The organism is Okeania sp. SIO2F4 (assembly GCF_010672385.1).
GTDB lineage: Bacteria > Cyanobacteriota > Cyanobacteriia > Cyanobacteriales > Microcoleaceae > Trichodesmium.
The window spans coordinates 1-14,413 of sequence record NZ_JAAHGT010000029.1 but is presented as its reverse complement, the minus strand read 5'-3'; the positions used below and the strand labels follow the sequence as shown (position 1 = coordinate 14,413).

Annotated in this window: 10 protein-coding genes and 3 pseudogenes; 7 read left to right on the top strand and 6 right to left on the bottom strand. The window is 35.3% G+C overall.

Annotated features, from left to right (window positions below):
* Positions 1–135 precede the first annotated feature (135 nt).
* Together F6K22_RS03440 and F6K22_RS43010 are read left to right on the top strand one after the other, a co-directional pair.
* Positions 136–636: pseudogene (locus tag F6K22_RS03440) on the top strand (IS607 family transposase).
* A 69-nt stretch (positions 637–705) separates the two neighbouring features.
* Positions 706–1,819: pseudogene (locus tag F6K22_RS43010) on the top strand (RNA-guided endonuclease InsQ/TnpB family protein).
* Positions 1,820–2,530: 711 nt separating this feature from the next.
* Here F6K22_RS43010 and F6K22_RS03420 read toward each other — a convergent pair.
* The 6 genes from F6K22_RS03420 to F6K22_RS03395 all read right to left on the bottom strand — a co-directional run bounded on the left by F6K22_RS03420 (position 2,531) and on the right by F6K22_RS03395 (position 6,704).
* The gene (locus F6K22_RS03420; RefSeq protein WP_293093285.1) at positions 2,531–2,878 is read right to left on the bottom strand and encodes a hypothetical protein; all 348 of its coding nucleotides are present in this window, start codon (positions 2,876–2,878) and stop codon (positions 2,531–2,533) included.
* A gap of 344 nt (positions 2,879–3,222) precedes the next feature.
* Positions 3,223–3,702: a PD-(D/E)XK nuclease family protein gene (locus F6K22_RS03415; protein ID WP_293093282.1), complete on the bottom strand. Its 480-nt coding sequence runs from the start codon at positions 3,700–3,702 to the stop codon at positions 3,223–3,225.
* A 23-nt stretch (positions 3,703–3,725) separates the two neighbouring features.
* Complete coding sequence (locus F6K22_RS03410; RefSeq protein WP_363272763.1) at positions 3,726–3,944, bottom strand: hypothetical protein; 219 nt, start codon at positions 3,942–3,944, stop codon at positions 3,726–3,728.
* A 991-nt stretch (positions 3,945–4,935) separates the two neighbouring features.
* Complete coding sequence (locus F6K22_RS03405; RefSeq protein ID WP_293093279.1) at positions 4,936–5,289, bottom strand: transposase; 354 nt, start codon at positions 5,287–5,289, stop codon at positions 4,936–4,938.
* Between the two features lie 306 nt (positions 5,290–5,595).
* Complete coding sequence (locus tag F6K22_RS03400; RefSeq protein WP_293093315.1) at positions 5,596–6,321, bottom strand: Uma2 family endonuclease; 726 nt, start codon at positions 6,319–6,321, stop codon at positions 5,596–5,598.
* A gap of 134 nt (positions 6,322–6,455) precedes the next feature.
* Positions 6,456–6,704 carry a hypothetical protein gene (locus tag F6K22_RS03395; protein ID WP_293093277.1) on the bottom strand — a complete coding sequence of 83 codons (249 nt, stop codon included), beginning with the start codon at positions 6,702–6,704 and terminating at the stop codon, positions 6,456–6,458.
* Between the two features lie 375 nt (positions 6,705–7,079).
* On the opposite strand from F6K22_RS03395, the gene F6K22_RS03390 reads away from it, so the two are divergent.
* The 5 genes and pseudogenes from F6K22_RS03390 to F6K22_RS03370 all read left to right on the top strand — a co-directional run.
* Positions 7,080–7,442, top strand: a complete 363-nt coding sequence (locus tag F6K22_RS03390) for a CU044_2847 family protein (RefSeq protein ID WP_293093274.1) — start codon at positions 7,080–7,082, stop codon at positions 7,440–7,442.
* Between the two features lie 304 nt (positions 7,443–7,746).
* Positions 7,747–8,724, top strand: a complete 978-nt coding sequence (locus F6K22_RS03385; RefSeq protein WP_293093272.1) for a magnesium chelatase ATPase subunit I — start codon at positions 7,747–7,749, stop codon at positions 8,722–8,724.
* 796 nt (positions 8,725–9,520) lie between these two features.
* Positions 9,521–11,464 carry a hypothetical protein gene (locus tag F6K22_RS03380; RefSeq protein ID WP_293093269.1) on the top strand — a complete coding sequence of 648 codons (1,944 nt, stop codon included), beginning with the start codon at positions 9,521–9,523 and terminating at the stop codon, positions 11,462–11,464.
* Positions 11,465–12,019: 555 nt separating this feature from the next.
* Positions 12,020–13,315 carry a CHAT domain-containing protein gene (locus tag F6K22_RS03375; RefSeq protein WP_293093266.1) on the top strand — a complete coding sequence of 432 codons (1,296 nt, stop codon included), beginning with the start codon at positions 12,020–12,022 and terminating at the stop codon, positions 13,313–13,315.
* Between the two features lie 361 nt (positions 13,316–13,676).
* Positions 13,677–14,413, top strand: a pseudogene (locus F6K22_RS03370) (hypothetical protein); the annotation flags it as partial.

The window sequence follows — 14,413 nt, the reverse complement described above, 5'->3', positions numbered from 1 at the left end:
GTGTGGAGTAATTACTTAGTTGACAAATTATGTAATAAAGCGTTATTGTACGATAATTCTCTCAAATAGTAACGAGCGTGAAATTTGTTAAACCGCTCTTAAGCTGCTGAAACATTAGGAGTTGATGTCCGCACTTTGGTTAGATGGGAAGAAAATGGGAAAATCAATGCTATTAAAACTCCATCAGGACAAAGGCGTTATGATATTGACTCCTATATTCAAGGTGCACTTACAACCACCAGAAAAACTGTTTTGTATTGTCGTGTGTCCAGCAATGCTCAAAAACCAGATTTGAATAGGCAAGTAACAGAACTGCAAAGTTTATATCTATCATGCTGAAACCATTAAAGAAATAGGTGGTGGCTTCAACTTTAAACGTAAAAAACTGTTAAAATTATTGTCTCAAATATTTGCAGGTGAAATCCAACGGGTTATAGTTGCTCATAAGGATAGATTAGCGCTTATTTGGTTTTGACTTGTTTAATTAGATTTGCGAACAAACAGGACTGCCAGTTAATGGTTTTAAATAGCAAAGATTTGTCGCCAGAAGCAGAAATGGTTGAAGATATATTAGCTATATTGCATTATTTTTCTAGCAGGCTTTATGGCTTGAGAAAATACACTCGAATCTATTGAACAAGATCCGATAATATGTACAAGTCAATCAAAAGAAAACTTAAATTAAATAATAAGTAAAAAACTCTGATGGCTCAACACGCGGGCTACTCACGCTGGCGTTAGAACTGGGGGTTAAATTTGTGGATAAGAGCCTATAAAGATGGTTACAAGCCTAATACTCGTAAACTTAGAGAAGTTTTTACCAACCACACAAAACCACTTTATCTATGGATGAAGAGCTGATCATCTAAAGTTTATCAGTATGCTTTTATTAACTTGAATGAAGGATTTAAAAGGTTTTTTCAAGGTCTAGCTAAACATCCAAGATTTAAGAAGAAAGGTAAACATGACTCTTTCACAATTAATAATTGTGGAAAACCAATAGAACTAAATGGTTAGTGTCACAAATTACCTGTTATCGGTATTGTAAAAATTTATGAGCCAATCGAAGCAACCACTCAAAAGATAACTATTAACAAACAGGCTGATGATTGGTATCTTAGCTGTAGTTATGAATTCACTCCGACTTCAACACAAAAAACTACTGAAGTTGTAGGTGTTGATTTAGGAATTAAGACACTAGCAACACTAAGCACTGGTGAAGTTTTCCCAAGTGTTAAACCTTACCGTAAAGCTCAAAACAAACTAGCCCGATTACAACGCCAAGTTAGCAGAAAAGTCAAGCATTCAAATAATTGGTACAAAGCTGTAATCAAGCTAGCTAAACAGCATAGACCTGTAGCTGATATCCGCAAAGATGCACTTCATAAATTGACAACAATAAGCGCCAAGAACCACGGCATTGTTGTTATTGAGGATTTGAACGTGACTGGAATGTTGGCTAACCATAAGCTAGCTTGCGTCAATTAGTAGATAGTGGTTTTATGAGTTTCGACGACAACTTGAATATAAAACTCAGTGGTACGGTTCTGAGTTAGCAATAGTAGATAGATTTTTTCCATCGTCAAAGACTTGCTGCAGGTGTGGCCATGTTCAAGATATGCCATTAAGTCTGAGAACTTATGATTGCTCTGACTGTGGCTTGTCAATAGATCGAGATTTAAACGCAAGTATAAATTTAAGAAAGCGAGTGCTAATTGGTGAGGTCTCCATTTCCTGCGGAAACGCTTCGCGAATAGAATGTAAGACGCACTCAACAGATGCGGTCGGGCAAGACCCGTCAATGCCTGTGGATGAGTAACCGCCGACGGTAGGGACGTTGCATAAGGGCGTCCGTAAACATTAAAATGTCGCGCTTATGACGTTTTATGTCGGTTTTATAAAGCAGTTTTTAAATCTTTCCTCCAACTGGATAACTATTTTTCGTTCTCTGGTAGCACCAGGGAACGAATTTTTATCATAACTAATACTAATTAAAAATCTTGCCAGATTTAAAATATCAAAAAAATAACGTTCGTTTATAACAGAAGTTACCAAATATCGAGCATTCACTCCAACAAATCATATTTAGAAATAGAAAATTCAACTATAGCAATGTTTCTGGTAATTAGTATAAATCGGTTGTAATAAATTTAGATCGCCCATACTAGAAAATCCTAACATATTCTTATATAAAATCCTGTTCAATAATTATTAATTATTAATTGTTTCAGCTGTCGCCGACATGAAAATTATTAATTATTGAAATATCTTAAATTTGAGAGTCTATTTTTCCTCCAACTCTAATACCTAACACCTAAAAGCTTTTTTCAGGATATGTAGCAAATATTGTGGAAGATTTAGTATTATACCGCAAATTCACCAATAAAATATGATAATATAGCACTCGCAAAAGTGGTACATAGTAGAATTTGTATTTTTCCAAATATTTTTAACCAACACCATTTAAGCGAGTTTTACCAAATCATTAAATTTCCCCAATTTTTTACTCAATAAATTACAGTATAGACAGCTATCTATGAACTTTCCGCTTAGTTTTATTATGCCAATAAGCAGTCATAATTTTAGGATTTGGCAACCCATTAACACAGACAACTCGCAATCCCCGCAGTACATCTATAAACCTGCTATAAGGAGTTCTGCGTAAATTTTTATCCGTCAAAGTATAAGTCACAGCTCCATAACTAAATTGTCTACTTCCATAAACTATAGCAACTTTAATCATGGGTAAACTAATAGCACGTTGTTGTTGTCGGCGTTCTAAATGATTAGTATCTTTAGGATTATGTACTGCGGAAATAGAACCTAATTTTTCAATGTTTAGGTCATTTTGAAGCACTAGACTGAGTTGGTGATTCATATTCATTATCCTTGTTCAGTAAATTTACTAAGAAAATCACAAGCAAAAATTTAACCATGGTTGAATTTAATTGGCGTCTAGAAATAGACTAATTTTTCCGCAAAAAACACACAATAGATGGAACAGCTTATTAAAATCTCTAGAGGCAGAGGTAACTGTTCCTGATAATGTTCTAAATAAATTTTCTGAGGGGTGAAAAATAAATCCTGATAAAACCCACAGACAGAATAAATAGACTTTTTTTATCCTTGAATGGGCAAAAGATTAATTCATTTTTCTTCAGAAATACTTAGAGTATTAAATCCAGCTTAACAAAGATGACCAAAGGATACAAAAGTGGTCAATCATGCTACACCCTGTAATTGCCAAAAATCCGCTACTCGTTTTTGCCACTGATGCCAATATTTCATAACTTCATCTGGTTCAAACCAAGTGGCGTTAGCTTCTTGGGGAGTGGTAACTATGAGTAAAACGTTGTTGAGTCTCAGGCCATATTGACGATTAATTACCCCACAATAAGCTGCCAGTTGTAACGGTTCGTCAGCAAAAGGTTTGATTCGATTAGCAGATTTGAATTCAATAATGCACGGGATATTGTAGAAACTGGCAACACAGTCCACCCTACCGGAATAACCTTCATAGTAATGGAAAAAATGGCCTTCTAGGAGTTTAATTTTGTGAATGTTTTCTAAGAAAGGTAAAATTTTATCCCAATATGTTTCGATAGTGGAGGGACAGGATATAGGTTGATTTTGGAGATAGTTTTGGATTTGTTGATGGTTGACACTCGACGGACTAAAGTCGCGTGGATTCTTAAGGGTCATAGATTTGACGTGAGGAAAGTCCGTCAAATTTTACCCTTAATGGCATAGCCAAAGATGCCTAAGCGTCTGTCCGGAATAAACCCATTCAGGTTGCTTTTGACTCCAATATTTGCCGCACCGTTAGCATCAGCATTTATCAATTTTCCTTGCTTAGTTTTGTACAAGCCACCCTGTCGTACAGGCAGTCGCTCATGGGGGAAACCCCCGCATGAAGGCGCTGCATCGCTTAATTCGTTTGCCACTAAAACTATATTCTGTTGGATTATCAGCATTGTAAACAGGCATCTCATCGTTGTCTAGAAAACTCGCTTTAGACCTATAAGATTCCTCTGAATAATTAATAATTATTAATTATTAATTAAATAATTCAGTTTTATTGGTCTCCCCTTTAAAGGAGAAACAAATAATTTTTTTCCTTTTAGTCAATCATCTACCTTTTATGGAGAGGTAATTATCCATTATTCATTATCCATTAATGAAACATAGCTTTTAGTTTGAACTTAAAGACATTGTGTGGTATTTGTACAAATTTATGGTTAGTTTTTTTGCCTAAGTTGATATTTTTTTCATGCCCGGATTAACACCTACAACAATATCGGATATATTGTTATCTATGCACCAGTTGATTAAATATCTAGCAGCTAAATTTCAAGTAATCTCTAACTTTATTGTTTCGATTTACTGTAATGCGCGCCTTGCTTTTTGGTTAAAGTTTTAATACCTTGTTTATCCTTTATAGATTTTAATCTAGCATTTTCGCGTGTTGTACCACTGGTTGATTGATTTAAGCTTTCTACCGTCCAAAATAAATGATGACCCAGTATTTGATACACAAGTTGCACTTATTGTCTAAACCAAGGTCTATAGAAGCGTGCATTGTCAGATTTTACTACTGGCCGTGGTTCCTCTTCTGTAATAAATTCTACTTCAAAAACAAGCGCATTAAATCTAGGAATTATCCTTTTCATGTCGGCTCTTAGCCGAAAATTTCTTGAGATTCTTATCAACTAATCTTTGAGGAAAAGGGATTTTTACTGCACCATATTCAGCTTTAAATTTCCTAGACATTGGGATATTGAAATATCCATCTTTTACCTTAATTCGGGGTATTATTAAAGGCAAATAACCCTCCTTATTTAGATATCTAGGTAATCGTATTTGCTCAAACCTATAAAGAAAATCATAGAGCGATACGGCTGACGCCACGCTCCGCGAACGCCATCGATAAATACTCTATGAAGTTGCGCTTAATATTGCTTCTATTAGATAATCCCATTTAGTCAAAGATGCCAAAGCTAACTCGTCAGTTTTCAGGAGAATTTCTGAAACTTTTTGCTGTAATTGTTGAAGATTTTGGAAATTTTCCCACTGTAACTCCCGCTTCAATTGTTGCAAAAAACTTTCAATAGGATTAAGTTCACGACTGTGGGGAGGTGGGAATATTGGTATTATGAATTCCTTTAAATCTACGTTTTTGTGAAAACTCCCATTGTCAAGCTGCAGAAAGTTTATACTATCACTAAATTCCTGAGATAATTGGTTAATAAATCTCTGAAAACATTGACCATCGTATTGGAGAAAATTCATAAAAATAGCTCTCTCCAGTTTTTACCTCTATTGCCCCGTAGAGATAGAATTTTTTTCGTTGCCACTGGGTACATCCTCATGGTTTTACTCCCTTTAAAGTTATCCTTTTACCAGGAATTGTTTTTAGTCCTAAACGGGTTTCATCAGGCGCAAAAGTAGCGATTTTTTCACCTTTTCCAAATAGTTTATAGTGGAGAACCAGGCGATCGCTTTAGTGTTCGAGTGATTGCAGTGGGAGCATCTTGCTCTCATACTAGGCATTCCTTGTTCCTATTTTTGAGCTATTCAGAAAATAGTTTTTGCTACTCATCTGTTGAGGAAATTTGAGGAATTTGAGAAGCGATTGCTGACGCAAAGCTCCGCTAACCCCTCCAACAATTTCAGATTCTCTATTTGGGAAATATCAGATAATATCCCCACATATTCATCACCAAACTTGAGTTTCAATCCCATTTCAATTGCCAATAATAACGCCTGTTTAATTTGAACATCTTTTTGGGATATCTGAGTATTCTTTTGAGATATTTCAGCATCTTTTTGGGATATCTGAGTATTCTTTTGAGATATTTCAGCATCTTTTTGAGATATCTGAGTATCCTTTTGAGATATCTCCAGATTTTTTTCTGCTGCTATTTCATCTCCTGTTTTAATTATATTTCCGGACTCATCACACCAACGTAACCAAGTACCATTCAGATTTTCAAATACACCATCCCAAAGAGTTAATCCTAAATTAACATCAGCAAACCAAGCATCATTTTTCGGAATATAAGAACTACCATGAAGTTGAAATACTTGGAGAAAAGTTTTACTTAGTTGTTGGAATGGATTGTAGACAACATAATAAGGAATTCGTAATTGTGCATACTTTGTCAATTTACTTCCTAATTCATTGCCTGGAGTGGGAGAAACAATTTCAATTACTATATCCGGAGATTTGCCAAATTCCCAGAATAAATAAGAACGAACATTACGTTTCCACCATTGTTCGCCACCAGGAATATTCAAACTTAAAAACACATCAGGTACAATTCCTGAATCTCCGACATAACTGGACTTTTAGATTTTTTACACTGAAAATGGCTTCAAACCCAGTACTAGCAAGGAAAATACCTGAACTTGCTTAAAATGGCTGAAACCTAAATATATCAAGAACACGTTTGATTTCAGGTAAAAACATTACTGTATAAAAGTTTGACCTTATTTTTAACCTGTTTTTTCATAAAGTCCAGATAAGAAAATAAACCCACATTAGCAGCAAGGATAAAAGGAGAATTTATAGGTATTTGCGCACCACTATAAAATACAGTTGTGAGGAGACGTTGTTGTTTTTCATTAATAAAACTATCCAAGGGAGTGTCATCCTCCAGAATCATATTACTGGTATCTGGATATTCATGTGGCAGAAGAGTCATTTCAGTTATCAGTTGTTAGTTATCAGTTATCAGTTATTAGTTATTAGTTATTAGTTATTAATTATAGCACTACGCATTTAGTGTAGCAGAGCCAAACACCTCCAACAATTTCAGAGCGTCAGAAACAGGAGGCGATACTGCTGACGCAACGCTTCGCGATCGCTTAATTCAAGGAACCAAGGTTTAAAGTCGCTGGATATTTATAGAGACATTTTGTTGAGTTTAACCTTCAATCCTAAAGATAAGATAAAAAATTAATAATAGTTTGATTTAGAGTGATAAATACCATAAATTTTCCAGATTAAACTTATGTAAGGGTATGGCAGAAAATAAATTATGATAATTATTATAGTTAATCTGTGGAGGATATAATCTGTGGCAATTGCAAAAACTATTAGCAAAATTGGCGATGAAGAAGTAGAAATTTATATTCAGGTTAATGATGATTTTAAAGCTGAAGATGATACTGATCCTATATTTCAAGATAGTCGAGATAGTTCGGGAAAAAAAATTATTAAAGCAACAAAAGATTTATTTGGGGATGGTTTAGCCTTAACCCGTCATTGTGCAGCTAAAGTCATAGAAAGTGTGAATAAAATGGGGGATAATATTAAACCCAATGAATTTGAAATGAAACTGTCAATTACTTTAGATTCTGAAGCTGGCGTACCAATGTTGGCAAAAACAGGTGCAGAAGCTCAAATGGAAGTCACTATGAAATGGAAGTTAAAAGAGTAGCATTATTCAGTTATCAGCTTTTTCTGTAACTTTATGAAGGATATAGATATATAGTCGTTTCACTTTAGATTGACACAAGTGTTTTTTGCTATAAAAGGATTTCAGCCGAAAAAGTGTTTCATTCTTAAATTAAATGACTATACTACTAATTATTCTGACTCCTGACTCCTAGTTAACTATCTAATTGTACCAATGCTACCGGATATTATATAACTTCTAACTTCTAACTTCTAACTTCTGACTTCTAACTTCTAACTTCTGACTTCATAAAGGCTTCTGACTTCTAAATAATTCCCTTTCCCCAATGAATGAAACATCTATAGTACAAAAAATATTACCTTACACTTTGCTTGTTGGCCAGGAAAAGTTAAAACTAGCATTAGAATTAGTTTATATTGCCCCTCGTATTGGGGGAGTCTTGTTAAGCGGACAGCGAGGAACGGGTAAGTCAACTGCGGTAAGAGCGTTTTCGGTAATGATGGAACAAAAATTGCCCGTAACTTTACCAATTAATGCGACAGAAGACAGAGTGATGGGAGGTTGGGAAATTAGCCAGCTAATGGAGAGTAAGGCAAAATGGCAAGATGGTTTGCTCAAAGAAGCTAAGGATAAGTTACTTTATATTGATGAAGTCAATCTACTCGACGATCATGTTGTCAATATTATTCTTGATGTTACCTCCACAGGAGTTTTAGTGGTGCAGCGAGAAGGGAAACGAATAGAAGAAGCAGTATCATTTACTTTGGTAAGTACCATGAATCCTGAAGAGGGGGGTTTACGTCCTCAGTTATTAGATAGGTTTGGGTTGATGGTGGAAATTAAAGCACAAACTGGTAAGCAAGAGCGGATGAAAATTTTACAAACGGTGATGGAATGGGATAAGGCAATGTTCGATCTAGCTCAAGGCAACTCTTCTGAATATATTGATAAAGCTAGGCAAGAAGATGAGACACATAAACAAAAGTTAAACAAAGCACGGGCAGATTTTCGTCAGATAGAAATATCAGAACGCGCGATCGAACTTTGTGTAGAATTGACAGCAGCTTTTCAAGCAGAAGGAAATCGAGGAGATTATGTAATTGCTCTAGCTTCCCGTGCTTATGCTGCCTTGTATGGTGCCAAACAGGTAAATATGGAGCATATTCAAGCAGTAGCTCAATTAGTGCTACAACACCGTCGCCCTGAATTTATTCAAAGTACCCAACTTCCTTGGACTGAAGAAGATGATAATAAGGTTGAGGAGATACTTAATGAAGTCAAAAGTCAGAAGTCAGAAGTTTGAAGTGAAGTTAGAAGAGTGTTTTAAAAGTGATCATTGCGACGATAGGAAGCAATCTCCGCGCATCTCTGAGATTGCTTCCTTCCACGGAGTGTAAGGCGCAATGACGCAGGCTATAGTAATTATCCTGATTTGATATAATTAGTAAATTATGGGGCTTTGTTGTATGAAAACTTATGGATTCCGCACAAGATCCAAGCATCTGTACTTCATACTTCTACAACTAATGAATTTAGAATTTAGAATGGCTTTGTTGTATGAAAACTTATGGATTCCGCACAAGATCCAAGCATCTGTACTTCATACTTCTACAACTATTGTCCAATAAACATCTCCAAAAATCAAAAATGAAATCAATTCAAGAGCTCAAATCAACAATTTCATTCCCTCCATACCTATTCCCTCACAGGAGTGCGCGTTCCCTCTCTTGGTCAGCATTCCGCAAGCGAGCTGTCGGCGACGCGGGGTCTGACCGCTTGCGACTTTCGTCGTCGCGGGGTCGCACCGCTATTCCCTATTCCCTGACTTCTGCAAGAAGTCTAATAAATAAATCAAACATCAATCTTTGATAAAAAAAGGCTGAAACTTTTACCTGTAAAGGCTTTGAGCGCTTTAACTATTGGCCAATAAATGAATAAAGCATCAATAATCGAAAGAGGGTGATATAGCTGCCACTAGGTTCACCTTTCATGTCGGGGACAACCGAAAAGCGGAACGGATGTTCTATCGCTACTTTCATGGAACAAAGCCAAATTATGGGTAAAAATCACTAAAAAAACTGAAAAAGCTGAATTACATCATGGCAAACATTCAAAGTCTTTTAATGAAATCCCTTTGTTGTGTGGCACTTAATCCAAAGTTAGGCAGTATTTTACTGTTTGATAGTTCGATTAATGGTTTGCAGCAGGTTGCAGGTATTTTAGCGTCTCTACTTAAAATAACAACAGGATGTGAAAGAGTTGTTCCATTAAAGTTAGGAACTTTTGAATCAGAGGATGATTTGTGGGGGCAAGTTGGGTTCGGGGATGAGTTGAGAAAACAAGCCTTTAAGTGGCAGTCTGGGTTATTGGGTGCAGCAGACAATACTAATGAAATTAGGTTAGTCATTATTCCCGATCTGACTAAATTAAGTTTAGCAGCTATGAGAACTTGCGTCGTATTGATGGGAGCAGATGTCGCACATTTAGAGCGTCACGGACAACAGAAATATTGGCAACCTAATCTCTTTTGGTTAGTTGGTTGTTCGAGTCAGAAGGAGGAAATTGGTAAGATTTCGCCTCATTTATTAGATAGGTTTGCTCTACGTCTCAATGGGCAAATTAAGAATAATCACAATAGAGTAACTCAGATTCAAAAGTTATTAAATGGTGAGGAAAAACCACAACAATTATTGTTTGAGGAAAAGGAAATTGAGCCAGAATTGCAAGAAGAATTGTTGAAACAAATTCGTTCCTCTCCACCAGATATGACAAAGGAAGCTTTAGAGAGAATTTTAGATTACACTTCTGAGGCGACGGTTTATCATCGGCGAGAAATTACTTTAGCTCGTTTTTCGAGTACCTATGCTCAATTAGAAGCAGCAAAGTTAGTTACAGTTAGTCATGTGGAGGAGGTAGCTAAAATTATGGGGTTGAAGTTAGAAAAAAATGATATTGGTACTTCAAGTAATCCTAATCAAGTTAATCGAAAAACAGATACACAACGCCCAGATTTAGAGACACTAATATTACCTGAATTACCAGAAAGAAAAGACAAAAATTTATCAAACAATCTACCAGAAATTCCTGTTTATCAAACACAGAAATCTAACTCTTTTGCAGATATTGAAATTGCACCTTTAGAAAATCCTTATATAGAAGATATTGCTCCAGTAGAAAGAGAAATAGCTTCCCTTAAACTACCTACCCGTCGTTTTAAATCCAAAACTATTCCTCATGGCACAATTATTGGGGTAGAAAAGACTACTAAAGCCCATGACTTAGCTATCGTTAGGACGCTATTAGAAGCAGCTAAATTTCAGAAAATTCGTCAGAAAAACCAGGGTAATAATTATCAGAAATTAAAAATATTGCCCTCTGATTTATATCGTTATCGTCGCGCCCCTGTTGCCGAACAAATGTTCATGCTTTTGCTAGATTACACTTGTTTAGAATATTGTCAATGGCAAGAAAAATTATTTCCCTATATTAGTTGGGCTTACACCCAAAGGGCAAGTGTGGGTTTAATTCAAGTTGGTATTGCTCCAGATTCTATAGTAGTAGAAAATCAGGATTCAAATGTTAATATTAATCCAGAAGAATTACGGGCTAAAAAAATATCTGCCCAAAATATTCTTGTACCGACAATTAGTATGGGACTTGACTTAGAAAAAACTAAAAAAGGTAAAGCTACACCTTTAGCACATGGTCTTGATTTAGCCTTAAAAACTCTCCGTCATGCTCTACAGCATGGAAAAAATACTATACAAAAAGCAGTTTTAGTAGTAATTAGTGATGGTAGAGGTAATGTTCCTTTAGAAGCAAGTCATGTAGGGAAAATTAATCCTCCTGTGGGGCGAAAAGGAGTAGAAGATGCTTTGGAAGTTGCTCGAAAAATTAGTAACTTAGGCAATGTTGAAACCATTTTTCTTAATCCCCAATCTAAACAATATCCCGAATTACCATTGTTATTAGCGAAAGAATTAGGGGCAAAAGTTGTATCTATTCCACCTGTGGAAAATTGGGCAACGGAAGAATGGGATTAATACAGTTATCAGCTTTTTCAGTTATCAGTTATCAGTTATCAGTTATCAGCTTTTTCAGTTATCAGTTATTAGTTTTTTCAGTTATTAGTTATTAGTTTTCTTAGTTACACCAATTTTAAAAAAGAATGTTACAAATAATAAAAGCGATAAAAATACTTTACAGGAGATGTATATTTGACGAATTCAATAATTTATGAACTAATAATGGCATCAAAGTTATTTATTATGACTCCTGACTTCTGACTCCTGACTCCTAAAAAAACGTATATATTTGTAGCAAATATTTATCAAACTGATATTACACCAGATTTCAATTATATGAAGTACAGATATTAACAATTAAATCTTCCTAGTGCGGGCATCTTGCCCGCGATTGATTGGACGCTCTATTAGTTATCAGCTTCTTCAGTTATAGCATTACGCATTAAGGTTAGGACATTTCTAAATCCTGTTTGCGGAGCATTTCCGCAGGAAAAACCTTTTCACAATCTGCTATTCCCTATTCCCTATTCCCTATTCCCTATTCCCTATTCAAGTAGCCCTATTATTAGTTTAATGAATCCAATTCAACAACTAAAAAATCAACAAAGCTCTTACCCAAATAAATTATTTTCCCAAGGAGAATCGCCGGATAAATTACTCCAGGAAAAAAATTTAGAGCTGGAAAAAATAGAAGAGTTAACTGAGCAAAATCAAAGCTTTGAATTGATGAGTTTTGGCATAAAATTAGACGGCAAGTTTCCCAAGGAAATTGCTATTTTAGAAGTAGAATCGCCTGGTAATAATCATATAGTTATTCGCTGCCATAATCAATTGTTAAAACTACACGAACAATTAAAGACTGACCCGATTGAAGCCCCAGAAATATCTTTTGTGAAAATGATGGAAAAAACTATCGGTACAATGCGGATGTTTTCTCAAAAAAATTCTCAGGCTAAGAAATTGAGGGGATGGTTGGTCAAATTACAAGAAAGACTAGAGCAGAATTACCAAAATAATTTATCTTATTTAATTATTAATGACCGTACAGATTTTGAAATTCCTTGGGAAATGTTGGAACTGAAAAAGAATAATTATTTAGGAGCTAACATTGTTACAGTAAGATGGCAAGATATTACCAATCCAGAAGATTTAGACGATGTTAATAGCTTAATCAATTTAGAAGTTGCAGAAAAAAAATGTTCTGGAAAAATGGTGGCTTATCTAAATACCAAAGATTTACCGAGCGTAAAGGAAGAAAAGAAGTTTCTAGAAAAGTTCAATCCGACTATTTATGACAATGTACGAGATTTTTTTAATGATTTAGATGCAGTTAATTCAGAGGTTAGTTTAGTTTTTATTGCCAGTCATGGCTTTTTTGGAGAGAATTTATCTCAAAGCACATTAGGAGAAGAAGACAAGAGACAACAAATATCTTTAACTCAGTTATATGAATACGATTTTGATTTTTTAGCAAACGGTTCTAGCATTGTTTTTATGAATACCTGTCACTCTGGACGTTTACAACAAGATGATACTTTAAAAATTATCGACCCTAACCCTCAAACCGGGCAATATTATCCCGCAGGTTTTTCTACATTTTTCTTAGAAAAAGGAGCTAAAGGAGTGATAGGAACCTTATGTAAAGTTGCAGATAAATATGCAGCCAAAATTTCTCACAAGTTCTTTGAAGAACATCAAAAATATCCCCATCTTTCTGTGGCTACAATATTAAAAAATATCCGGCAAAAAGCGGCTAATGAATATCAGTGTCAGAAAGGTAATGATGAGAATAGATATTTATTTCTTTTTACTTTCATGTATATTTATTATGGCAACCCCTTGACTAAATTAGAGCTGATAAAAAAATAAGGTAAATATTATGTCTGAATAATTAAAGATGTCATTGCGAGTGGAACGTGGCAATCTTGTTTCAGTTATCGTTTAATAATTTTTCCCTATGGTGAAAATGTCATTGCGAGTGGAACGGAGTGGAGCGTGGCAATCTCCCTACAATCTAAACTAACACCCTAGAGAGATTGCTATCCTTACGGACTGCTTCGCAAACACTGTCGTTTGCTATCGCAAAGCTGCGCTTTTCATGTCGGCGACAGCCGAAACGCAATGACAAGTATAATAGTTCCATAGAATGATATGTCTGAAGTAATTTAAACCTAGCAATTTCAAATTATATTTTCCTCCTAATTCCTACTCCCTATTCCCTAATAAAAAGATGAACGACACTCAACAATTACCTATATCAATTCAACCCATAATTAACTATCCCCGTGCAGCAGAAGTGGGTAAAAAATATTTGATGGAAATTGATATTAAACAAACGGGGGATTTTGAAAAATGGAATTATGAGGAAGAAGAATATCCCATTTATTGTCGGGTAGATACTTATTGTGAAGGGGATAATACTCCATTGTTTAAGATTAAAACTATCGGCGAACCCGCAGTAGTTTTACATCGGTTTGGGGGAACTTACGGTGCAGCAAAATTTTTATTAACTGCTGCTCAGAAGGAGATGAAAGGAGAGATTAGAGTAACTTTAGTTAATGGTTGGGGCGTACATTTAAAAACCTTGTGTTTGGAAGATGTGGCTGTTGTTACAGAGAAACAATCAGTTGTTGCTGCATCTGCATTTAAGGTTACTTTAAAAAGCACTCCATCACTACAATCATTTGAATTTGAGACTGAAGTTGCTACTAATCCAGTTAAAAAGAATGCTGAAACTGTAGTTGCTGTTGGAATGAATACTGAAACTTTAGTTGCTGTTAAAATAAATCACGATCGGATAAATACTGAACCTTTAGCTGCTGTTGAAATAAATACAGAAACTTTAGCTGCTGTGGTTTTACAAGAATTGCAAACTGCTGCCAAAACTAAGCCGGCAAAAGCTCAAACTGTAGCTATGCGAATAGCTCAAGAAGTAGAAAGGATTTGCTTAAAGAGTAATCGTATTCA

Coding starts and splice junctions, on each gene's coding strand:
- F6K22_RS03420 (WP_293093285.1), bottom strand. CDS start 2,878: ATGAATCACCAACTCAGTCTAGTGCTTCAAAATGACCTAAACATTGAA.
- F6K22_RS03415 (WP_293093282.1), bottom strand. CDS start 3,702: ATGACCCTTAAGAATCCACGCGACTTTAGTCCGTCGAGTGTCAACCAT.
- F6K22_RS03375 (WP_293093266.1), top strand. CDS start 12,020: ATGAATCCAATTCAACAACTAAAAAATCAACAAAGCTCTTACCCAAAT.
- F6K22_RS03395 (WP_293093277.1), bottom strand. CDS start 6,704: ATGACTCTTCTGCCACATGAATATCCAGATACCAGTAATATGATTCTG.
- F6K22_RS03380 (WP_293093269.1), top strand. CDS start 9,521: ATGGCAAACATTCAAAGTCTTTTAATGAAATCCCTTTGTTGTGTGGCA.
- F6K22_RS03385 (WP_293093272.1), top strand. CDS start 7,747: ATGAATGAAACATCTATAGTACAAAAAATATTACCTTACACTTTGCTT.
- F6K22_RS03405 (WP_293093279.1), bottom strand. CDS start 5,289: ATGAATTTTCTCCAATACGATGGTCAATGTTTTCAGAGATTTATTAAC.